At 71.9% G+C, this 21669-nt stretch carries 23 protein-coding genes; 11 read left to right on the top strand and 12 right to left on the bottom strand.

The features are described 5' to 3' along the window. Window position 1: 1 nt before the first annotated feature. Together MKW14_RS22265 and bioB are read right to left on the bottom strand one after the other, a co-directional pair. Complete coding sequence (locus MKW14_RS22265) at window positions 2–1282, bottom strand: adenosylmethionine--8-amino-7-oxononanoate transaminase (protein ID WP_240864835.1); 1281 nt, start codon at window positions 1280–1282, stop codon at window positions 2–4. Continuing rightward, window positions 1275–2462 (bottom strand): biotin synthase BioB, encoded by a 1188-nt coding sequence (gene bioB / locus MKW14_RS22260; RefSeq protein WP_240864834.1) that lies wholly within the window; start codon window positions 2460–2462, stop codon window positions 1275–1277. Before bioB ends, MKW14_RS22265 begins: the two co-directional genes overlap by 8 nt. 147 nt (window positions 2463–2609) lie before the next feature. Here bioB and MKW14_RS22255 point away from each other — a divergent pair, with 147 nt between their 5' ends. Next, complete coding sequence (locus MKW14_RS22255) at window positions 2610–3737, top strand: 8-amino-7-oxononanoate synthase (protein WP_240864833.1); 1128 nt, start codon at window positions 2610–2612, stop codon at window positions 3735–3737. 63 nt (window positions 3738–3800) lie between these two features. Here MKW14_RS22255 and MKW14_RS22250 read toward each other — a convergent pair whose 3' ends face one another. Together MKW14_RS22250 and MKW14_RS22245 are read right to left on the bottom strand one after the other, a co-directional pair. Then, window positions 3801–4043, bottom strand: coding sequence for a DUF397 domain-containing protein (locus tag MKW14_RS22250; protein ID WP_240864832.1), 243 nt, complete (start codon window positions 4041–4043; stop codon window positions 3801–3803). Window positions 4044–4053: 10 nt separating this feature from the next. Then, a complete protein-coding gene (locus MKW14_RS22245; protein ID WP_240864831.1) occupies window positions 4054–4914 on the bottom strand; it encodes a helix-turn-helix domain-containing protein in 861 nt (286 codons plus the stop codon). Window positions 4915–5126: 212 nt separating this feature from the next. Here MKW14_RS22245 and MKW14_RS22240 point away from each other — a divergent pair, with 212 nt between their 5' ends. Next, a complete protein-coding gene (locus MKW14_RS22240) occupies window positions 5127–5582 on the top strand; it encodes an ATP-binding protein (RefSeq protein ID WP_240864830.1) in 456 nt (151 codons plus the stop codon). A 70-nt stretch (window positions 5583–5652) separates the two neighbouring features. On the opposite strand, the gene MKW14_RS22235 is transcribed toward MKW14_RS22240, so the two are convergent. The 4 genes from MKW14_RS22235 to MKW14_RS22220 form a co-directional block, all read right to left on the bottom strand. Further along, entirely contained in the window at window positions 5653–6213 is a 561-nt protein-coding gene (locus MKW14_RS22235; protein WP_240864828.1) for a DUF6328 family protein, read from the bottom strand. A gap of 80 nt (window positions 6214–6293) precedes the next feature. Beyond that, window positions 6294–6767: a C40 family peptidase gene (locus tag MKW14_RS22230; protein WP_240864827.1), complete on the bottom strand. Its 474-nt coding sequence runs from the start codon at window positions 6765–6767 to the stop codon at window positions 6294–6296. Between the two features lie 553 nt (window positions 6768–7320). Beyond that, window positions 7321–7629 (bottom strand): hypothetical protein, encoded by a 309-nt coding sequence (locus MKW14_RS22225; RefSeq protein WP_240864825.1) that lies wholly within the window; start codon window positions 7627–7629, stop codon window positions 7321–7323. 7 nt (window positions 7630–7636) lie between these two features. Further along, complete coding sequence (locus MKW14_RS22220; RefSeq protein WP_240864824.1) at window positions 7637–8272, bottom strand: ATP-dependent Clp protease proteolytic subunit; 636 nt, start codon at window positions 8270–8272, stop codon at window positions 7637–7639. Window positions 8273–8360: 88 nt separating this feature from the next. Between MKW14_RS22220 and MKW14_RS22215 the strand changes: the two genes are divergently transcribed. After that, window positions 8361–8639 (top strand): type II toxin-antitoxin system Phd/YefM family antitoxin, encoded by a 279-nt coding sequence (locus MKW14_RS22215; protein ID WP_133047599.1) that lies wholly within the window; start codon window positions 8361–8363, stop codon window positions 8637–8639. A 76-nt stretch (window positions 8640–8715) separates the two neighbouring features. Here the strand turns inward: MKW14_RS22215 and MKW14_RS22210 are convergent, their stop codons facing one another. Beyond that, entirely contained in the window at window positions 8716–9717 is a 1002-nt protein-coding gene (locus MKW14_RS22210; protein WP_240864823.1) for an ABC transporter permease, read from the bottom strand. A gap of 114 nt (window positions 9718–9831) precedes the next feature. Here MKW14_RS22210 and MKW14_RS22205 point away from each other — a divergent pair, with 114 nt between their 5' ends. The 8 genes from MKW14_RS22205 (at window position 9832) to MKW14_RS22170 (ending at window position 16804) form a co-directional block, all read left to right on the top strand. After that, window positions 9832–10482, top strand: a complete 651-nt coding sequence (locus tag MKW14_RS22205) for a TetR/AcrR family transcriptional regulator (RefSeq protein WP_240864822.1) — start codon at window positions 9832–9834, stop codon at window positions 10480–10482. 87 nt (window positions 10483–10569) lie between these two features. Next, on the top strand, window positions 10570–10872 hold the full coding sequence (locus MKW14_RS22200; RefSeq protein WP_010355509.1) for an urease subunit gamma: 303 nt from the start codon (window positions 10570–10572) through the stop codon (window positions 10870–10872). Window positions 10873–10886: 14 nt separating this feature from the next. Next, window positions 10887–11198, top strand: coding sequence for an urease subunit beta (locus MKW14_RS22195; protein WP_133047602.1), 312 nt, complete (start codon window positions 10887–10889; stop codon window positions 11196–11198). Then, window positions 11191–12912, top strand: coding sequence for an urease subunit alpha (locus MKW14_RS22190; protein WP_240864821.1), 1722 nt, complete (start codon window positions 11191–11193; stop codon window positions 12910–12912). The genes MKW14_RS22195 and MKW14_RS22190 overlap by 8 nt, the downstream gene beginning before the upstream one ends. Then, window positions 12912–13586 (top strand): urease accessory protein UreF, encoded by a 675-nt coding sequence (locus MKW14_RS22185; protein WP_240864820.1) that lies wholly within the window; start codon window positions 12912–12914, stop codon window positions 13584–13586. The genes MKW14_RS22190 and MKW14_RS22185 overlap by 1 nt, the downstream gene beginning before the upstream one ends. A 55-nt stretch (window positions 13587–13641) precedes the next feature. Further along, window positions 13642–14319 (top strand): urease accessory protein UreG, encoded by a 678-nt coding sequence (ureG, locus tag MKW14_RS22180; protein ID WP_240864819.1) that lies wholly within the window; start codon window positions 13642–13644, stop codon window positions 14317–14319. Beyond that, the gene (locus tag MKW14_RS22175) at window positions 14316–15074 is read left to right on the top strand and encodes an urease accessory protein UreD (RefSeq protein WP_240864818.1); all 759 of its coding nucleotides are present in this window, start codon (window positions 14316–14318) and stop codon (window positions 15072–15074) included. The genes ureG and MKW14_RS22175 overlap by 4 nt, the downstream gene beginning before the upstream one ends. 131 nt (window positions 15075–15205) lie before the next feature. Then, complete coding sequence (locus MKW14_RS22170; RefSeq protein ID WP_240864817.1) at window positions 15206–16804, top strand: alpha/beta hydrolase; 1599 nt, start codon at window positions 15206–15208, stop codon at window positions 16802–16804. A gap of 68 nt (window positions 16805–16872) precedes the next feature. On the opposite strand, the gene MKW14_RS22165 is transcribed toward MKW14_RS22170, so the two are convergent. From MKW14_RS22165 to MKW14_RS22155, 3 genes are all read right to left on the bottom strand, one after another. Further along, window positions 16873–17604: a lysophospholipid acyltransferase family protein gene (locus tag MKW14_RS22165; RefSeq protein ID WP_240864816.1), complete on the bottom strand. Its 732-nt coding sequence runs from the start codon at window positions 17602–17604 to the stop codon at window positions 16873–16875. 325 nt (window positions 17605–17929) lie between these two features. Further along, window positions 17930–19159, bottom strand: a complete 1230-nt coding sequence (locus MKW14_RS22160) for a PP2C family protein-serine/threonine phosphatase (protein WP_240864815.1) — start codon at window positions 19157–19159, stop codon at window positions 17930–17932. Window positions 19160–19192: 33 nt separating this feature from the next. After that, a complete protein-coding gene (locus MKW14_RS22155) occupies window positions 19193–21655 on the bottom strand; it encodes a SpoIIE family protein phosphatase (RefSeq protein ID WP_240864814.1) in 2463 nt (820 codons plus the stop codon). Window positions 21656–21669 lie beyond the last annotated feature (14 nt).

The following is a 21669-nucleotide window of genomic DNA, read 5'->3' as shown; positions in this document are numbered from 1 at the left end:
CTCAACCCTCCCGCGCCGCCGCGCACACCGCGCGCGCGATCCGTGCCACGTCCGCGTCCCCGGTGACGTACGGCGGCATCGTGTAGACCAGGTCGCGGAAGGGCCGCAGCCACACGCCCTCGCGCACGGCCGCCTCCGTGGCGGCCTTCATGTCGACGGCGTGGTCCAGCTGCACGACCCCGATGGCGCCCAGGACCCGTACGTCCCGCACACCCGGAAGCTCACGCGCCGGTTCCAGCCCCTCCCGGAGCCCTACCTCGATGCGCTTGACCTCGCCGAGCCAGTCCTGGCCGAGCAGCAGCCCGATCGAGGCGCAGGCCACGGAGGCGGCCAGCGGGTTGCCCATGAAGGTCGGGCCGTGGGCGAGCACCGGGACCTCGCCCCGCGAGATGCCGTCGGCGACCCTCGGGGTGCACAGGGTCGCCGCCATGGTCAGGTAGCCGCCGGTCAGTGCCTTGCCGACGCACATGACGTCCGGTGTGACGGCCGCGTGCTCGGCGGCGAACAGGGCGCCCGTCCGGCCGAAGCCGGTGGCGATCTCGTCGAAGACCAGCAGCACGTCGTGCGCGTCGCACGCCTCGCGCAGCACCCGCAGATAGGCGGGGGAGTGGAACCGCATCCCGCCCGCGCCCTGAACCACCGGCTCGACGACGACGGCGGCGAGTTCGCCGGCGTGCTCGGCGATCGCGGAGCGCAGCAGGTCGGCGTACGCCTCCTCGTACTCGGCCGGAGGCGGGTCGACGAACACCTGGCGGGGCAGTACCCCGGTCCACAGCTCGTGCATCCCGCCCTCGGGATCGCACACCGACATCGGCTGCCAGGTGTCGCCGTGGTAGCCGCCGCGCCAGGTCAGCAGCCGCCGCTTCGCGGGCCGGCCGAGGGAACGCCAGTACTGCAGGCACATCTTGACCGCGACCTCGACCGACACCGAGCCGGAGTCGGCGAGGAAGACATGCTCCAGACCGTCAGGAGACATGTCGACCAGAAGCTTCGCCAGGCGTACGGCGGGCTCGTGGGTGAGCCCGCCGAACATCACATGGCTCATCCGGCCGAGCTGCTCGCGCGCGGCCTCGTTGAGCACCGGGTGGTTGTAGCCGTGGATCGCCGACCACCAGGACGACATGCCGTCGACCAGCTCGCCCGAGCCGTCCGCCAGCCGCAGCCGCACCCCGCTCGCCGACTCCACGACGAGCGGTTCGGCCCGGCCGGGCATCGGCCCGTAGGGATGCCAGACGTGCCGCCGGTCCAGCTCCAGCAGCTCGGGGACGGGCAGGTCAGGCATTGGGCGCGAGGTCCGTTCCGGCACCCCGGCGGCGCACGGCGACCAGGTCGGTGCGGGGCTCCGCCGCGACCGCGGCCGTACCGCACACCCCGCCGGCCTCGTGCGAGCCGCACCCGGCGCCGTCGTGGGACCCGCAGCCCGCGCTCTCGTGCGAGCCGCAGCCGCCGCCGGCCGTCACCCGGTGCTCCGGCAGGGTCACCTGGTCGGTGCCCTCCACCTCGAACCCGGCGTCCGCGATCATCTCCAGGTCGGCCTGGCCGGCCTGACCCTCGGTGGTCAGGTAGTCGCCGAGGAAGATCGAGTTCGCCAGGTGCAGGGCGAGCGGCTGCTGGGTGCGCAGATGGACCTCGCGGCCGCCCGCGATGCGCACCTCGATGTCCGGGCAGACGAACCGCACCATCGCCAGGATGCGCAGACAGCGCTGCGGGGTGAGGTGCCACTCCTTGGCCAGCGGGGTGCCCTCGACCGGGATCAGGAAGTTCACCGGAACGGAGTCCGGGTCCAGCTCGCGCAGCGAGAACACGACGTCGACCAGGTCCTCGTCGCTCTCGCCCATGCCCGCGATCAGACCCGAGCAGGCCGACAGCCCGGCCGCGTGCGCCTTGGTCACGGTGTCCACGCGGTCGGCGTAGGTGTGGGTGGTCGTGATGTCCCCGTACGTCGACTCCGACGTGTTGAGGTTGTGGTTGTAGGCGTCCGCGCCCGCCTCGCGCAGCCGCTCGGCCTGGCCGTCGGAGAGCAGACCGAGGCAGGCGCACACCTCGACGCCCTCGTTCTGGTCCTTGATCGCCTTGATGGTGCCCGCGACCCGGTCGATGTCCCGGTCGGTCGGACCGCGCCCGGAGGCCACCAGGCACACCCGCTTGGCGCCGCCGGCGAGGCCCGCAGCCGCGGCCTGGGAGGCCTGCTCGGGCTTGAGCCAGGTGTACTTGAGGATCCCCGTGTCGGACCCGAGGCGCTGCGAGCAGTAGGAGCAGTCCTCGGGACACAAGCCGGACTTGAGGTTGACGAGGTAGTTCAGTTTCACCCGGCGGCCGAACCAGTGCCGGCGCACCTTTCCGGCCGCGGCCACCACGTCGAGCAGGTCGTCGTCGGAAGTGGCGAGGACGGCCAGAGCTTCCTCGCGGGTCGGCAGCTCGCGCCGAAGCCCCTTGTCCACCAGCGTGTTCAGCAGGTCCATGAGAGCCGATCCTGTCCTACCGACCCGTCCCGGGCCAAGGAGAGAGTGAACAAGAGCCGCACTTCGCCGTGTGTGGATTGCCACACCATGGGGTGCGGCCCGTGCGACTAGTGTCTGTCCACTGCCTACAAAATCCCCGGAGGAGCCATGGCGTTCGGCTGGATCGACGAGCAGGCGGAGCTGCGCCGCCGCGCCGGACTCGTACGGACCCTGCGGCCCCGCCCGGCCGACTCGCCGCTGCTGGACCTCGCGAGCAACGACTACCTGGGCCTCGCCCGGCACCCCGAGGTCGCCGAGGGCGCGGCAGCGGCGGCCCGGACCTGGGGCGGCGGCGCGACCGGCTCCCGGCTCGTCACCGGCACCACCGAACTGCACACCGAACTGGAGCGGGAGCTGGCCGAGTTCTGCGGGTTCGAGGCGGCGCTGGTCTTCTCCTCCGGGTACGCGGCCAACCTCGCCGCCGTCACCGCGCTGGCCCCGCACGGCTCGCTGATCGTCTCCGACGCGGGCAACCACGCCTCGCTGATCGACGGCTGCCGGCTGGCCCGGGGTGTCACCCAGGTCGTGCCGCACTCCGACCCGGAGGCGGTGCGCAAGGCGCTGCGGACGGGCGAGGGCCCCGCGGTCGTCGTGTCCGACACGGTGTTCTCCGTCGACGGCGACGCCGCCCCGCTGGCCGCGTACGCCGCCGCGTGCCGGGAGCGCGGTGCCGGTCTGGTGGTCGACGACGCGCACGGACTCGGCGTCCTGGGCGACGGGGGCCGGGGCGCCGCGCAGGCGGCGGGCCTGGCGGGCGCCGAGGACGTGGTGGTCACGGTCACGCTGTCCAAGTCGCTCGGCAGCCAGGGCGGAGCGGTCCTCGGCCCGGCCCGGGTCATCGACCATCTGGTCAACGCGGCCCGGACGTTCATCTTCGACACGGGCCTCGCCCCCGCGGCGGCGGGCGCGGCCCTCGCGGCGCTGAGGCTGCTGCGCCGTGAGCCGGAGCGGGCGGCACGGGCCCGTGAGGTGGCCGCCGACCTGCACGCACGGCTGACCGCCGCGGGCCATCAGGCGGTACGTCCCGACGCCGCGGTCGTCTCGGTGCGCGCGCCGTCCCCGGAGGGGGCCGTGCGGTGGGCGGCCGACTGCCGTACGGCAGGCCTCGCCGTGGGCTGTTTCCGTCCTCCTTCCGTGCCCGACGGCATCTCCCGGCTCAGGCTCACCGCCCGCGCGGACCTCTCCGAGGCGCAGGTGGAACACGCTGTACGGGTGATCGGGGAAACGCGACCATGAGTCGGCGTGAACACGGCCGAGCCTCGTCCGATCAAAACCGATCAGAAACTGTTCACTAGGTGACTAGGACCGGAACGCGGCGGTGAACTCCGCCCAGCTCTCGGGGGAGAAGAGCAGCGCGGGTCCGGCCGGGTCCTTGGAGTCGCGCACCGCGAGCAGCCCGGCCGCCGGGCCGGAGTGCGGCAGCGCCGTCTCGACGCAGTTGTTCGCTCCCGTGCTGTAGCTGCTGCGCAGCCATCGCACGCCGTGCAGGTCGGTGCTGGTGGGATCGGTGCTGGTGGGAAGGGTCCGAGGCAGTGCGGTCATGGGTGCCTCCTTACGCGCCGTCGTCCAGACCGGCGAGGTAATCCAACGAGTCCTCGGGCGAAAGGGCGTGGATGCGAAGGGAGTTGAAGGCCTCCGTATAGGCCTGGAGGTCTTCTTTCCGTTCGAGGTAGAGGCTACTCGTCAAGTGGTCGAGAACAACCACGTCCAGATCAGAAGTGCTCGAAAATGAAAAGATTACGAAAGGCCCGGTGATGCCCACATGGGCCCCGGCCGTGAACGGCAGTACCTGGAGCCGCACTTGGGGCAGCCGCGCCGCCTCCATCAGCCGCTGCCGCTGACGGGCCATGACGTCCGGGCCGCCGATCTCGCGGTGCAGCACCGCCTCGTCGAGGATCGCGCTCAGCTCCAGCGGCGGATCCGACCTGAGCACGTCCTGCCGGGCCAGCCGCACCTCCACCAGCGCGTCCAGCCGTTCGTCGTCCGGACCGCCGACGACGGCCCGGGTCACCGCCCGTGCGTACTCGGGCGTCTGCAACAGCCCCGGCACCACCGAGGTCTCCAGGGTGCGCATCGCGCTCGCCTGGGACTCCAGACTGATGAAGTCGCGGTAGGTAGGCGGGAGCACCCCCCGGTAGGCGTGCCACCAGTGATGCCGCCCCGCGCCCTCGTCGGGCCCCGCCAACACCAGGAGCAACTCCCGTAGTTGGGAGTCGGCGACGCCGTACGCGTCCAGGAGTAACCGCACATCGGCCGGTTTCACCCCGCTGGAGCCGGTCTCGATACGGCTCACCTTCGACTGGTGCCAGCCCACCAGCCGGGCCGCCTCACCGCTCGTGAGCCCCGCGCCCGTGCGCAACGCACGCAGTTCGGTGCCCAGCTTCCGACGGCGCACCGCGGGACCGTGCAGCATGCGCTACTCCTTACTCCTTCCGGGCCACCCAAATACGGTCTCTCGTCGCAGAGTTCACCGCTTTGAGCGACAGATATATGCATATCTTGGTGGATCGGCACCGTGACCGGCGCGGTAATGGCAGTCTGGCGAAGAAGCACCAGTCCGGGACCGTACTCGAACCATCCGCTCCGTGTCGGACTCCGGTCCCGTGGGAAAGGGACGTCGTCGTCATGGCAGACCATCTGGAAGCATCCGTCACTCTGCCGAGCGAGCCGGCCTCGGTCTCCGCGGCCCGCGGCTATGTCGTCACGACCCTGGTGGAGTGGGGGCTGGAGGCCGACACGGAGATCGCCGACGCCATCCGTCTGATCGTCTCCGAACTCGCCACCAACGCCGTGCAGCACACCTTCGGTCAGTCCCCCACCTTCACGGTCGACATCCGGCTCGACCGTGACGAACACCTGTGCATCGGGGTCACCGACAGCCATCCGCGCTTCCCCAAGCGGCTGCCGGCGGCCGTTCAGCAGGACAACGGCCGGGGCATGGTGATCATCCGCTGGCTGGCCGCCGAGTGCGGCGGCAGACTGCTGGTCCGGCCCACCAGGGAGGGCGGCAAGACGGTCTCCATCGAGCTCCCGTGGACCGTACCGGCGCAGCCCGTCACGGCGGGGCAGCAGGAGCCGTAGCCTCCGGCGGCGCCTCCACGGCCCGTCGTCCTCACCGCCCGTCCCTGCCGCCCGTCCCTCCCGCCCGTCTCTACGGCCGGTGAGCCATCTCCCGGTCGTCCCTCTGCTCGGCCGCGTCCTCCGTCCCTGGCTCCATGGTCCGTGAGCCGGTCTGCAGGCGCGCGGCACGGCGCACCAGACGCGGCAGCAGCCCCCACAGCCCCACGCACACCACCAGGGTCGCCGCGCCCGCCGCGAGCCCGCCGGTGAGGTCCGTGGTCACGTCCACCACCAGCAGCACCGATCCGGTGAACGCGAGGACGAGCACCCCCAGGCCGGCGGTCGCCAGTCGCGAGGAGACCTGCACGATCAGCGGCTTCGCGCCCTTCTGGAACAGCGTGCGGTGCAACGCGGCCGGGGCGGTGAACAGCGCCGCGGCGAGGACCGCCAGCAGCAGCGTGGTGACGTATGTGGCGCGCTGGAAGGCGTCGAGGGAGGTGAAGCGCTGGGTGAAGGCCAGGCTCAGCAGGAAGGCGAAGAGGATCTGCACGCCCGTCTGGGTGACGCGCAGCTCCTGCAGCAGCTCGACGAAGTTGCGGTCGGCGCGCTCCAGCGGGGTCTCGTTGCGTGCGGACGGATGGTGGTGGTCCATGGGGTACGGGTAACCATTCCGGCCCCCGGCAGGCCCGTGGGGCGGCGGCGGGTCAGGTCCGCCGCCGCCCCACGGGAGAGTCAGCTGACCCGGCCGTACCAGACGCTCTTGGTCCAGATCTTCTGCAGCCTCACCACGTCCCCGGTCTTGGGGGCGTGCCAGATCTTGCCCTGCCCGGCGTAGATGCCCACGTGGTAGACGTTCGACCCCGAGTGGAAGAACACGAGGTCTCCCGCCTTGCGGCTCTTCGCGGAGATGTGGTGGGTCTTGTTGTACTGCTGGGCCGCCGTACGGGGCAGCTTCTTGCCCGCCGCCTTGTACGAGTACAGCGTGAGGCCGGAGCAGTCGAAGCGGCGAGGCCCGGTGGCCCCCCACTTGTACGGGGAACCCTTTTTGGACGCCGCCACCTGAAGCGCCTTGGTCGCCGGCGTCGCGGCCGCGGCGTCGGAGGCGACGCCCGGGATCACGACGGTACCGCCCACGGCGGCCAGGGTGAGAGCCGAGGCCGTACCGGCCCGGACCATCAGCGACGGGACACGATTGAGCGCAGTCATGCGCAACCCTTCGTCAGCCGCCTGTGAAGGATGACCTGTCGGATTCGGGCTGGCGAAGTTGCCCGGCCGCTGACGCGGCTTCACCCCAAGGGCTGCTCGGGTTCGGTCATGGCGTGACCGTCCCGGCGACCCGTCGTGCTCGGGTCCTCCACTCCTGCCGATCCACTTCCTGTCGACCGGTCATCCGGGCGGCGGCAGGACTCGGCGTCCGCCCGGACCGCCCCGCCGGTGTGGCGGGGGCTTGTCGTCAGACAGGGATCTTGACTCACGGATGTCCGAAAATCCCAATGGAACCGGGGGTTTGTGTTGTTACTCACCACTCACCCGTTCGGGTGGACACCCCTGTGTTCGAGGCGGCGTAGACGACCCCGAGGAGGCTCGGACCAGGCATGGAATGTCCCATTCCGCCCTGAGGCTACGCGCGTTGCGCAACTTGAGGGGTCGCGAAAAAGGACCCGCGTCTACTCCAAAGGGGGGTACGCCATTTGGTCCGTTTCAACGCCGGTCCGGACGCCCCGTGATCCGGCGGGGCGTCCGCGCTCCTGGGCGCACGTCAACTGGCGGAGTCCGGCGGCACGGTGACCCGGGCCGTGCGCCGCTCCCCGTCCAGCACCCGAAGCGCCCGCCCCAGCGTCTCGGCGTGCAGCTCCGTCTCGCCGCGCTGGTGCATCAGGGCGAGCGCGTCGCGCAGTTCGGCCGCCTTGGCCACCAGCGCCTGGGCGGCGCGCAGTCCGCGGTAGGTGTCCCCGTGGTGCGCGGGGTTGATCCGGCCCAGCAGGTCGACGACGTCGAGATAACGGTCGATCAGCTCGCCCTCGGCGCGGGTGAGCGCGGGCAGCGGAGGGAGTTCGGGTGGGAGCACCGGCCGCTCACCTCCCGCTGGGCGGCGCGATGGTGTCCTTGCGGCTGGGGATGATCCGGTCCACCAGCCCGTACGCCAGGGCTCCCTGGGCGTCGAGGATCTTGTCCCGCTCGATGTCCGCGCTCACCTGCTCCGCGCTGCGCCCGGTGTGCCGCACCAGCATCTCCTCCAGCCGGGCCCGCGTCCGGGTCAACTCCTCGGCCTGGATGGCCAGATCGCTGGCCTGTCCCTGTACCGGTTCGTAGAGCGCCGGCTGGTGGAGCACCACCCGGGCGCCCGGCAGCGCGGCGCGCTTGCCCGGGGTGCCGGCCGCCAGCAGTACGGCGGCGGAGGAACCGGCCTGGCCCAGGCAGACCGTCTCCACGTCGCAGCCGACGTACTGGATGGTGTCGTAGATCGCGGACATCGCGGTGAAGGAGCCGCCCGGGGAGTTGATGTACAGCGCGATGTCCCGGTCCGGGTCCTGGTACTCGAGGTGCATGAACTGCGCCATCACGTCGTTCGCCGAGGTGTCGTCGATCGGCGTCCCGAGGAAGACGATGCGCTCCTCCAGCAGCTTCGAGTACGGATCCATCGTCCTGTGCCCGAAGCTCGTGCGTTCGGTGAACTCGGGCAGGACGTAACGGGCGGACGGTCGGGTCATGGCATACCCCTCCTCGCGGCAGAACGATCTCTCGCGGAGCTGTCTCTGTAAAAAATGTACAGGATGTACGTGACGTTATGATGGGGGTATGGCCTACGAGATTCCGGTGACGCAAGCCAGGGCTGAACTCGCCGACCTGATCAACCGGGTGGTGTACGGCGGCGAGCGCGTCGTCGTGACACGGCACGGCAAACCCCTCGTCGCCCTGGTCTCCGCCGCCGACCTGGAGCGGCTCGACGCGCTCGACCAGCCCGCCGACGAGCAGGTGATCAGCGCGGTCTCCTCGGTGCGCGAGGTGACGTCCGCTCCCCGCGAACAACAGCGCTTCGGCATCGCGGCCCACCATCGGGGGCCCGGCGCGTCGTAGGGGAGCCGCAGCATGACAAAGGCCGTCCGCCCCCGTCCGCTACTGCGGGGGCGCACGGCCGCTTCGGTACGGGGGGTCAGCCGACGGGGGCGAGTTTCCGCTCGGCGGCCGCCTCGGCGGAGGTGCTGCGCTTCCTGAGCGCGCTGCCGAGCAGCACGGCGCCCAGGCCCAGCGCGGCCCACCAGGCCAGGGTCAGCGCGGGACCGGTCGCCGCCGCGCCGTCGAAGTACGACACCGAGCGCAGGAGGGTCGTGCTCGCGCCCGGCGGGAGCCACTGACCGATCGTGCCCACCGGCTCGGGCAGCAGCCGCGGCGCCGAGGCCGCGCCCGAGAACGGGTTGCCCAGCAGCATCACCACGCCCGCGCCCAGCCCCAGACCGGCCTGTCCGAGCAGGGCGGCGAGCCCGGCGACCGCGGCGCTGACGGCCAGGGTCGCGAGACCCAGCACACCGGCCTCCGTCCACCAGTCGCCGGTCAGCACCCCGAGCCAGCTGTGCGCGATACCGGCTGCCACCGCGCCCGCCAGGGCGGCGGCGCCGACCAGCGCGGTCACGGCGCGTGTACCGCGCAGCCCCAGCAGCGTCACCACCGCGCCGGCCGCGATCCCGGCCAGGGCGAGGGGCAGCACGCTGGAGCCGAGGACAGCGCCACGCGGGTCCGTCGCGGGGGCGGGGACCACGTCGACGGTCCGGACCTGTGTTCCGGCCAGTGCCCGTTGGGCCACCGCCTGGTGCAGCAGCTGCGCGACCATCGGGCTCGCGGCCGAAGCGGTCAGCAGTTCCGGGCCGTGGGCGGTCACCGCGACCGCTCCGTATACGGTCCGGTCCTCGACGGCGCGGCGGGCGGCGGTCTCGTCGGCGTAGTGGTGGATCTCGAACGCGCCCTTGTGCTGCGTCAGTTGCCGTTCGATGCGGGCCGTCGCGGCAGGCGGTCCGGCCACTCCCAACGGCAGGTCGTGGGGCGCGGTACGGGCGGCGGGCCAGGCGAAGGCCCACAGGGCGAGGGCGGCGAGGGCCGGGACGAGAACGACGGCCGCGATCAGCCGACGGGCGTTGGGCCTGCTGGGGACAGCGGACATGAGGGGTGTCCTCTCCATGACCAAAAAGAAGGATCGTTCGTTTTTGATGTGCTCCCACCGTCTCGCCGGCGCTGTCCCTTGTCAAGAAGGAATGTTCGTTTTAGGTTGGGGCGCATGGCCCGCGTATCCCAGGAACACCTCGACGCCCGCCGCCGGCAGATTCTCGACGGCGCCGCGCGCTGCTTCGCGCGCAACGGGTTCCACGCCACGTCCATGCAGGACGTGCTGAAGGAGGCCGACCTGTCGGCCGGGGCCGTCTACCGCTACTTCAGCGGCAAGGAGGAGCTCATCGCCGCGATCGTCGGCGAGGTGCTCGCCGAGGTGCACGGGGGCTTCGAGGAGGCCGCCCGCAGCAGCCCGCCCCCGCCGCCCGACCTTCTCGTGACGTCGGTCCTCGGTCGCGTCCTGGCCGCCAAGGAGGACCTCACCGTGGACGGCCGGCCCGCCCTGCCGGGGCTGGTCCTCCAGGTGTGGGCCGAGACGCTGCGCAACGACGACCTCGCCGCCGTTCTGCGCGAGGGCTACGGCGCCGTCCAGGAGACCTGGTCCCGGATCGTCGGCGCCTACCAGGAGGCCGGGATGATGGGTCCGGACGTGGCCCTCGACCACGTGGCCCGCACGATGATGGCCACCGCGATGGGCTTCATCGCCCAGCAGGCCCTGTTCGGCCCGGCGCCCACCGAGATCCTGGGGGAGGGTCTACGGGCGTTGACGGGCATGGAGGATCACAGTTCGGTTAACGTGCCTGAAACGCGGCCCAACTAGCCTGCCGATCCACGCCACCAGGGACTTTGCTCGTGGCTGCGGCGACCGGGCCCCGCACGGGCCGGAGCGAGGACTGTGAGGTGGGACGTGCAACTGACCCCGCACGAGCAAGAGAGGCTGCTCATCCACGTGGCGGCCGACGTGGCCGAGAAGCGCCGGGCCCGCGGGCTGAAGCTCAACCACCCCGAGGCGGTCGCCCTCATCACGTCGCACATCCTCGAAGGCGCCCGCGACGGCCGCACGGTTGCCGAACTCATGGCCTCCGGACGCAAACTCCTCACCCGCGACGACGTGATGGAGGGCATCCCCGAGATGATCCACGACGTCCAGGTCGAGGCCACCTTCCCGGACGGCACCAAACTCGTCACCGTCCACGACCCGATCGTCTGACGGGGAGAGCCGCCGTGATTCCCGGAGAGATCCTCTTCGCCGAGGACCCGATCGTCTACAACGAGGGTCGCGAGGTCACCCGTCTGACCGTCCTCAACGCCGCCGACCGCCCCGTCCAGGTCGGCTCCCACTACCACTTCGCCGAGGCCAACCCCGGCCTGGAATTCGACCGCGCCGCCGCGCACGGCAGGCGCCTGAACATCGCCGCCGGTACGGCCGTGCGCTTCGAACCCGGCATCCCCGTGGACGTCGAACTCGTCCCGATCAGCGGCGCCCGGATCGTTCCCGGCCTGCGCGGGCAGACCGGAGGTGCCCTCGATGCCTGAGATCTCCCGTGCCGCGTACGCGGACCTGTTCGGCCCCACCACCGGCGACCGCATCCGGCTCGCCGACACCGATCTGCTCGTCGAGATCGAGGAGGATCGTTCCGGCGGTCCCGGACTCGCCGGTGACGAGGCCGTGTTCGGCGGCGGCAAGGTCATCCGCGAGTCCATGGGCCAGTCCCGTGTCACACGCGCGCAGGGCACACCGGACACCGTCATCACCGGCGCGGTGATCGTCGACCACTGGGGCATCGTCAAGGCCGACGTCGGCATCCGCGACGGCCGGATCACCGGGATCGGCAAGGCCGGCAACCCCGACACCATGGACGGGGTCCACCCGGACCTGGTCATCGGCCCGGAGACCGAGGTCATCGCGGGCAACGGGCGGATCCTGACGGCGGGCGCGGTCGACGCGCACGTCCACTTCATCTGCCCGCAGATCGCCGACGAGGCGCTGTCCGCCGGCATCACCACGCTGGTGGGCGGCGGCACGGGTCCGGCCGAGGGCTCGAAGGCGACGACGGTCACCCCCGGGCCGTGGCATCTCGCGCGCATGCTGGAGGCGATGGAGCAGTACCCGCTCAACATCGGCTTCCTCGGCAAGGGCAACACCGTCTCGCACGAGGCGATGCTGTCGCAGATCCGGGGCGGCGCGCTGGGCCTGAAGCTGCACGAGGACTGGGGCTCGACCCCGGCCGTCATCGACGCCTCGCTGACGGTGGCGGACCGCACCGGCATCCAGGTCGCCATCCACACCGACACCCTCAACGAGGCCGGGTTCGTCGGCGACACGCTCGCCGCGATCAACGGCCGCGGCATCCACGCCTACCACACCGAGGGCGCGGGCGGCGGACACGCGCCGGACATCATGACCGTGGTCTCCGAGCCGCACGTCCTGCCGAGTTCGACGAATCCGACCCGCCCCTACACCGTCAACACCGCCGAGGAACACCTCGACATGCTGATGGTGTGCCACCACCTCAACCCGGCGGTCCCGGAGGACCTCGCCTTCGCCGAGTCACGGATCCGGCCCTCGACCATCGGCGCCGAGGACATCCTGCACGACCTGGGCGCCATCTCGATCATCTCCTCCGACTCCCAGGCCATGGGCCGGGTCGGCGAGGTCGTCCTGCGCACCTGGCAGACGGCGCACGTGATGAAGCGGCGCCGGGGCGCGCTGCCCGGCGACGGGCGGGCGGACAACCACCGGGTACGGCGCTATGTCGCCAAGTACACGATCAACCCCGCGCTCGCCCAGGGACTGGCCCGGGAGATCGGCTCCGTGGAGAGCGGGAAGCTCGCCGACCTGGTGCTGTGGGAGCCCGCGTTCTTCGGGGTGAAGCCGCATCTCGTGCTCAAGGGCGGACAGATCGCGTACGCGCAGATGGGTGACGCCAACGCGTCCATCCCGACGCCGCAGCCCATCCTGCCGCGGCCGATGTACGGCGCGATCGGACGGGCCCCGGCCGCCAACTCCGTCAACTTCGTGGCCCCGTTGGCGATCGAGGACGGCCTGCCGGAGCGGCTGCAACTGGGCAAGCGGTTCGTCGCCATCGAGTCGACGCGCGGGGTGACCAAGGCGGACATGCGCGAGAACGACGCGCGCCCGCGGGTGCGGGTCGATCCCGACAGCTTCGCCGTGCACATCGACGGCGAGCTCGTCGAGGCGACACCGGCCGCCGAACTGCCCATGGCCCAGCGTTACTTCCTGTTCTGATGTCCAGGGCCGCACTACTGGTTCTGGCCGACGGGCGGTTCCCCGCCGGAGGGCACGCGCACTCCGGCGGGGCGGAGGCGGCCGTGAAGGCGGGGCGGGTGACCGGCGCCGCGAGTCTGGAGGACTTCTGCCGGGGGCGCCTGCACACGGCGGGGCTGGTCGCCGCCGCGCTGGCCGCAGCCGCCGTACTCGGCGTGGCCCCCGGCGAGTTGGACGCGGCCGCCGACGCGCGCACGCCGTCCCCCGCCCTGCGCGTCGCCGCGCGCAGACTGGGCCGGCAGCTGATGCGGGCCGCCCGGGCGACCTGGCCCTCGGACGAACTCGACGCGGTCGCCCGGCAGTTCCCGAAGGGCGCCCATCAGCCCGTGGTGCTGGGGCTCGCCGCCCGGGCGGCCGGACTGGAGCCCGTCGACGCCGCCTACTGCGCGGCCTACGAGAGCGTGAGCGGGCCGGCGAGCGCGACGGTGCGGTTGCTGAGCCTGGACCCCTTCGACGCGACCGGGGTCCTCGCCCGACTGGCGCCCGAGGTCGACCTGGTCGTCGACCGGGCGGTGGAGGCCGCTCGGCGGGTGGCCGACGACGGGGTCGACGCCCTGCCCGCGAGCTCCGCGCCCCTGCTGGAAGTCGGCGCCGAGACGCACGCGGCCTGGGCTGTGCGCCTGTTCGCGTCGTGACCCCCGCATTCGCTTCGTAACCCGTTTCTCCTCGCAGCCCCCTGGAGCCGTACCCATGCACCTCGACCACTCCCACGACGGTCCCTCCGCCGTCAGCGCCGACGCCCGCCGGCCCGACGGGTCGCGCCGTGCCCTGCGGATCGGGCTCGGCGGGCCCGTCGGATCCGGGAAGACCGCCACCGTGGCCGCCCTCTGCCGCGCGCTGCGCGACGAACTGTCCCTCGCCGTCGTCACCAACGACATCTACACCCGCGAGGACGCCGAGTTCCTGCTCCGGGAGGCCGTGCTGCCGCCCGAGCGGATCACCGCCGTGGAAACCGGCGCCTGCCCGCACACCGCCATCCGGGACGACATCTCCGCCAACCTGGAGGCCGTGGAGGACCTGGAGGACGAGGTGGGTCCGCTCGATCTCATCCTGGTCGAGTCCGGTGGGGACAACCTCACGGCGACGTTTTCCAAGGGGCTCGTGGACGCGCAGATCTTCGTGATCGACGTCGCGGGCGGGGACGACATCCCGCGCAAGGGCGGCCCGGGTGTCACCACCGCCGACCTGCTCGTCGTCAACAAGACCGACCTCGCGCCGTACGTGGGCTCCGATCTGGAGCGGATGGCCGCGGACGCCAAGGCGCAGCGGGCCGAACTACCGGTGGTGTTCCAGTCGTTGAGAAACGAGGCTGGCGTCGGGGACGTCGCCGCCTGGGTGCGGGGGCAGTTCGCCGCGTGGTCGGCGTGAGCGTGAGCGGGGTACGGGCCACCGCGCGGATCGTCGCGCGGTCGGACGGCAGGGGCGGTACGTCCTTGCCGGTGCTGGAGGGGGAGGGGCCGCTGGCGTTGCGGCGGACCCGGGCGAGTGGCGGCGAGGCGCGCGTCATGCTCGTCGGGGCGATGAGCGGACCGCTCGGGGGAGACCACTTCACCGTGGAGGCGGACGTGGAGGAAGGCACGCGGCTTCGCGTCGGGTCGGCCGCGGCCACCATCGCCCTGCCGGGGCAGGCGAAGGGCGAGGCGCGGTACGACGTCTGGCTCAGGGTGGCCGACGGGGCCGAACTCCAGTGGCTGCCCGAGCAGTTGATCTCCGCGGGCGGGAGCGATCTGCGGGTCGCGACACACGTCGAGGTCGGGGCCGGGGGGCGGCTCGTGCTGCGGGAGGAGCAGGTGCTCGGGCGGGTGGGGGAGGAACCCGGGCGGTTGACCAGCCGTCTCACAGTGCGCGTCGGGGGGCGGGTGGTGCTAGATCAGGAACTCGCCTGCGGACCCGGGGCGCTGGGAGGATGGGACGGACCGGCCGTGCTGGGCGGTCATCGGGCCGTGGGGCAACTGGTCGTCGTACGACCGGAGTTCGGGTCGCGGCCGGTACCGGCGCGGGTGCTGGGGGAGGGGGCCGTCGTGGCACCGCTCGCCGGGCCCGCCGTACTGGTGAGTGCCGTGGCCGGGGACGCGCTGCGGTTGCGGCGGGTGCTGGACGAGGCGCTGGCTCTGATGGCCTGAGTATCCGCTGAGCGGGACACCCATCCCCGGTTATCGGAATGGTAAAGAAGGTCAACGACCCCTGTTCTCAGGCAGCTCACAGCCGCGAGGATCCCCCTGTCAATCGAATAGATGCAGGGGGAGGACCTCACTTGAGGGATATCAGACCGAACAGGCGGACGACGGTGCTCGGTTCGGCCGGAGCGCTCGTCACGGCGACGCTCATAGCCGGCGCGGTCGTGGCACCCAGCGCGAGCGCAAGTGCCCAGCAGGGCCAGGACCGTGAGGCCAAGGGCGCCGCCGTCGCCGCCGCGCGGGCCGCCAAGACCGGCATCGACTGGCAGGACTGCCCCGCCGACTGGGGGCTCGTCAAGCCCATCCAGTGCGGCTGGGTCAGCGTGCCGCTCGACTACGCCAAGCCGAACGGCAAGCAGATCAAGCTCGCCGTCGACCGCATCGGCAACACCGGGACGAAGGCGGACCGTCAGGGCGCGCTCGTCTACAACCCCGGCGGTCCCGGCGGCTCCGGACTGCGCTTCCCGACCCGCGTCACCAACAAGAACCCGGTGTGGGCCAACGTGGCCAAGGCGTACGACTTCGTGGGTTTCGACCCGCGCGGCGTCGGCCACTCCGCGCCCATCTCCTGCGAGGACCCGCAGGAGTTCGTGAAGGCGCCCAAGGCCGACCCGGTGCCGGACAGCGAGGCCGACAAGCTGGCCCAGCGCAAGCTGGCCGCCGAGTACGCCAAGGGCTGCGCCGAGCGCACCGGCAAGGCGATGCTGGCGCAGATGACCACGCCGAACACCGTGCGCGACCTGGACGTCATCCGCGCCGCGCTCGGCGAGAAGAAGCTCAACTACCTGGGCGTCTCCTACGGCACCTACATCGGCGCCGTCTACGGCACGCTCTTCCCGGGCCACCTGCGCCGTATGGTCGTGGACAGCGTCGTCAACCCCTCGCGGGAGAAGATCTGGTACCAGGCCAACCTGGACCAGGACGTCGCCTTCGAGGGCCGCTGGAAGGACTGGGAGGACTGGGTCGCCGCCAACGACGCCGCCTTCCACCTCGGCACCACCCGTGCCGCCGTCCAGGCGAAGTGGCTCCAGCTGCGCGCCACCGCGAAGAAGAACCCCATCGGCGGGGTCGTCGGCCCGGCCGAGCTGATCTCCTTCTTCCAGAACGCCCCGTACTACGACTCCTCGTGGGTGCCGGTCGCGACGGTGTTCAGCAAGTACGTCGCCGGTGACACCCAGGCGCTCGTCGACGCGGCCGCCCCGGACATGTCCGACACCGCGGGCAACATCTCCTCGGAGAACGGCAACGCCGTCTACACGGCCGTCGAGTGCACCGACGCCAAGTGGCCCACCAGCTGGAAGAAGTGGGACCGCGACAACACCGCGCTCAACAAGAACTACCCGTTCATGACCTGGGCCAACGCCTGGCTGAACCTGCCGTGCGCCACCTGGCCGGTCAAGCAGCAGACCCCGGTGAACGTCAAGACCCACAAGGATCTCCCGCAGGTCATGATCGTGCAGTCCACGCGGGACGCCGCCACCCCGTACGACGGCGCCGTCGAACTGCACCAGCGGTTCAAGGGCTCCCGCCTGATCACCGAGAAGGACGCGGGCTCGCACGGTGTGACCGGCCTGGTCAACCCCTGCATCAACCAGCGGGTGGACGCCTACCTGCTGAGCGGCAAGCTGGACGCCGCGGACGTCACGTGCACCCCGCACGCGACGCCCAAGCCGTAACCACCGGCCGTACGACGTGAGGGGCGGCCGGAACACTCCGGCCGCCCCTCACCCGTGCTCGGCCCGTCTCACCCCAGCGGCATGCGCGGGAAACGGCGCTCCTTGTCCACAGCCCCGTCGGCCTCGGCCTGCTGCGCCTTCACGACGGCCGCGTACTCGTCGACGTACTCCTGCTCGGAGAGCGTCAGGATCGCGTACATGATCTCGTCGGTGACGGCCCGCAGGATCGCCTTCTCGTTCTCCATGCCGGCGTAGCGGGAGAAGTCCAGGGGCTTGCCGAAGCGGATGACGACGGGGTGGAGGTTGGGGACGACCTTGCCGGGCGGCTGGGCCTCGAAGGTGCCGATCATCGCGCAGGGGATCACGGGCACCTGGGCCTTCAGAGCCATCGCCGCGACGCCCACCTTGCCCTTGTAGAGGCGACCGTCGTGCGAGCGGGTGCCCTCCGGGTAGATGCCGAGCAACTCGCCCTTGCTCAGCACTCCCAGGCCCTCGCGGATGGCCGCCTGGCCCGCCTCCTTGCCGGTGCGGTCGACCGGGATCTGACCCGCGCTGCGGAAGAAGGCCGCCGTCAGCCGGCCCTTGATGCCGGGGCCGGTGAAGTACTCCTTCTTCGCCAGGAAGGTGATGCGGCGCTTGAGTATGGCCGGCATCAGGAAGTGGTCCGAGAAGGACAGGTGGTTGCCGGCGACGATGGCCGGGCCCGAGCCCGGGACGTGTTCGAGTCCTTCTATGCGAGGCCGGAAGACCAGTCGCAGCAGAGGTCCCAGCAACACGTATTTGAGCACGTAGTAGAACAAGGGGTCGCTCCTCACTCCGGCGGATCGCCTCGGCCGCCGAGTTCTGGCAGGTCAACCGGCGTGTTGTGGGGCTGCCAGTGTAGAGGAGCCGGGGGGCCGCGGGGGCAGGCCGTGGAGGACGTCCGTGACACGTTCGGGATCTTCGGGACCGGGGTGGCCGGAATCGGGGGAATCGCGCACGGTGCGACGCCACCGTCCTGTCCCGGCGGAACCGCAGGTCGGGCGCGCGGAATCCGGACCCCAGGTGCGGGAACCGGGCCTCCGAGTGATTGGCAAGGATCGGTCCGCCCAACGTCCCCGGATCGCCCGCCAGTTGGAGCGTCCGTCACAGCCGCACGATCACCAGCGCCGTGTCGTCCGTCGCGCCCCCCGGCGGCAGCAGCTCCAGCAGGACCGAGTCCGCCAGGCGTTCCGGGGCCTCCCCGCGGTGGCTGCGGAGGGAGTCGGCGAGGCGGGCCAGGCCGGTGTCGATGTCCTCGTGTCTGCGTTCGACGAGGCCGTCGGTGTAGAGGACGAGGGTGGCGCCGGGCTCGTAGCTCGTGCGGGCCTCCGGCCGGGGGAACGGGTCGGGGCGGGCGTCCAGCGGGGGGTCGGTGGCCTGGTCGAGGAACTCCACGCGGCCGTCGGCGTGGACGAGCACCGGCGGCGGATGGCCCGCGCTGCTGTAGGCGATCGTGTGGGTGTCGAAGTCGATGAACGTCGTGACGGCGGTCGCCGATTCGGCGCCGTCGACCACGTGCGCGTACCGGCCCAGCACGTTCAGGGCCTCACCGGGCCCGGCGGCCACCCGGGACGCGGCGCTCAGCGCGCTGCGCAGCTGTCCCATCACCCCGGCCGCCGCGAGCCCGTGCCCGACCACGTCGCCCACCGCCACACCGATGCGGTCGCCGCCGACGAGATCGACGAGGTCGTACCAGTCCCCGCACACGTTCAGCGCGCCGACCGCGGGCCGGTAGCGCACGGCGGCGGCGTGGTGGCCGACCTGCCGGCGGGCGGGCAGCATCGCCTCCTGCAGGGCGAGGGCGACCTCGCGCTCACGGGCGTGTGCCTGGCGCAGCCGTTCGTTGAGCTCCTGCAGTTCCCGGGCGCGTGTGTACAGCTCCGCCTCCAGGACGCGGGCCCTGGTGCCGCTCGGACCGCCACGGGCCTTGATCAGCTCGGTGACCTCCTCGACCCGGTGCACCACCAGCACCACCTTGCCGTCGGGGCCGATCACCGGAGCGTTGACCGGGCTCCAGTAGCGCTCCTCCCACTGCCCGGGGTGTTCGGGATCCTCGACGTCGTAGCGCTGGAGCGCCATGGTGTCCCGCTCGCAGGCGTCGAGCACGCGCTGCAGCGAGGCGGCCAGGTTGCGCATGCCGCTCGCGCCCTCGTCGTTGGGGTTGTCCGGGAAGACATCGAACAGATAGCGGCCGACGACCTGCTCACGGGTGCGCCCGGCGTTGCGCAGGAACTCCTCGTTGGCGTCGGCGTAGACCAGGTCGGGTGTCAGCAGCGCGACCATCCCCGGCAGGCACTGGAACACCGCCGCATAGTCGATCTCGGCCTGGTTCATGGCTTCCGCCTCACTGCCGGGTTTGAGCTATTTTCACACGTCCGGTGGCGTTTGCGGCAGGGGCTGCTCGGCCCAGATGACCTTCCCCTCGGGCACGAAGCGGGTGCCCCAGCGCTGGGAGAACTGGGAGACCAGCAGCAGTCCCCGGCCGCCCTCGTCAGTGGTGCGCGGATGCCGCAGATGCGGGGCCGTGGCCCCGCCGTCGGAGACCTCGCAGATCAGGGCGCGCTCGCGGATCAGCCGCAGCCGGATCGGTCCCTCCGCGTGCCGGATGGCGTTGGTGACCAGCTCGCTCACCACGAGTTCCGTGGTGAAGACCAGGTCGTCCAGGCCCCACTCGGCCAGCTGCCGGGCCGCCTCCTTGCGGGCGTCGGCCACGATCGCCGGGTCGCCGGGCAGGTCCCAGTCGGCGACCTGGTCGGCGCCCAGCAGGCGGGTGTGCGCCATCAGCAGGGCCACGTCGTCGTGCGGCCGGACGGGGACCAGCGCGTCGACCACGGCCCGGCAGGTCAGGTCGAGCGAGCCGGCACGCCGGGCGAGCGCCAGACGCAGCCGGTCACGGTCGGGATCCACCGCCCAGTCGCGCTCCTCACGGGCCAGCAGCCCGTCGGTGTGCAGGGCGAGGACACTGCCCTCGGCCAGCGCCAGCTCGACGGCCTCGAAGGGCGGCCCGGCCGCGCCGAGCGGCGATCCCTGCGGCAGGTCCACGAACGTGACGGAGCCGTCGGGCAGCACGACGGCGGGCGCGGGATGGCCCGCCGCGGCCATGGTGCACTGCCCGTCGACGGGGTCGTAGACGACGTACACGCACCCGGCGCCCACGGCCTGGAGGCCGGCCGCCTCCGGCTCGCCCCCCTCCTCCCGCGCGGTGCTCGCCACCAGGTCGTCGAGGTGCGCGAGGACCTCCTCCGGCGGCAGGTCCAGTGCCGCCAGGGTCCGTACGGCGGTCCGCAGCCGCCCCATCGCGGCGGCGGCGTCGATGCCGTGGCCCGGCACCTCGCCCACGACCAGGGCGACCCGGGCGCCGGAGAGCTGGATGAGGTCGTACCAGTCGCCGCCGAGCCCGGTCAGTTCGTCGGCCGGTCGGTAGCAGGCGGCCACCTCCACCGCGTCCTGCTCGGGCAGCCGGTGCGGCAGCAGGCTGCGCTGCAGTACCAGGGCCGCGTCCCGCTCCCGGGTGTAGCGGCGGGCGTTGTCCACGCAGACGGCCGCCCGCGACACCAGGTCCTCGGCCAGGCTCAGGTCGTCCTCGTCGAACGGCTCCTGCCGGCCCCGCCGGAAGAAGCTGGTGACGCCGAGGGTGACCCCCCGCGCCCGGACCGGCACGATCATCACGCTGTGCAGCCCCAGGTCGAGGAAGGTGGCCGCGCGGCCCCCCGGTATGTCGGTGGCCCACTCCCTGGCCAGCGGGTCCAGCCGTTCCTCGCGCCAGGAGACGCCCGTGGCCAGCGAGCGGACCGGCGGCGAGCCGGCGAGGTAGCTGGCGACCTCCCCGATCGCGACGACGGCCTCCGGGACGCCCGGGTTCACCGACTGCTGACCGGCCCTGCGCAAGGCCACCCACTGCTGGCCGCCGAGCGGCCCCGGAGCGCGTTCCGCGCCGCGCAGCACCCACTCCAGCAGGTCCACGCAGACGTAGTCGGCGAGTTCCGGCACGGCCACGTCGGCCAGCTCCTGGGCGGTCCTTGTGATGTCCAGGGTGCGGCCGATGTGCTCGCCGGCCCGGTCCAGCAGGGCGAGCCGCTGCCGGGCGCGGTGTTTGTCGGTGATGTCGACGACCGTGTAGTAGACGCCCATCGGATGGCCGCCGTCGTCCTCGAGACGGGTGAACGACATCATGTGCGCCGTCTCCCGGTGCGGCGCCGAGCGCACCTGGCCGACGTGCTCGTACCCGACCACCGGCCGGCCGGTCTCCAGCACGCGCCGCATCTGCGCCTCGATGGCCTCGGAGTCGATGCCCGGCTGGATCTCCGCCAGTCGCCGGCCCAGCCGGTCCCGGGCCGAACCGCCGCCGAACTGCTCCAGCGCCGCGTTCGACCAGACGCAGCGCAGGTTCACGTCGACGATCGCTATGCCGACGGGGGAGCCGGTCACCATCTGCTCGAGCACCGTACGGCTCATGTCCCAGCCGCGCGCCCCCGCGGCCACGTCGGAGATCAGGACCAGCCAGCGGGCCGCGCCCCCGGGTTCCACCGCGGGGGTGATGCGCACCATCACCCGCACCGGCCCGCCGCCCTTGCGCCGGGCCGTCAGCAGCCCGGCCCACCCGCCGTCACGCCGGCAGCGCTCGGCCAGCTCGGGCATCCGCTCGGCGTCCTCCGTGGCCAGCAGACCGCCGACGCCGGTGCCCACCACCTCGGCGGCCGAGTACGCCAGCAGCCGCTGGGCGTCCCGGGTCCAGCTGCGCACCACGCCGTCCGCGTCGATCAGCAGGGGCGCGGCATCGGCCACGTCGAACCGCTGACCGGCGACGTCCTGCTCCTCGTGAGTGCCCACGGCCGACCTCTCTG

It is taken from the genome of Streptomyces gilvus, assembly GCF_022513565.1.
Classification (GTDB): Bacteria; Actinomycetota; Actinomycetes; order Streptomycetales; family Streptomycetaceae; genus Streptomyces; species Streptomyces gilvus.
The sequence above is the reverse complement of the archived record's forward strand: the minus strand, read 5'-3'. Positions and strand labels throughout refer to the sequence as shown.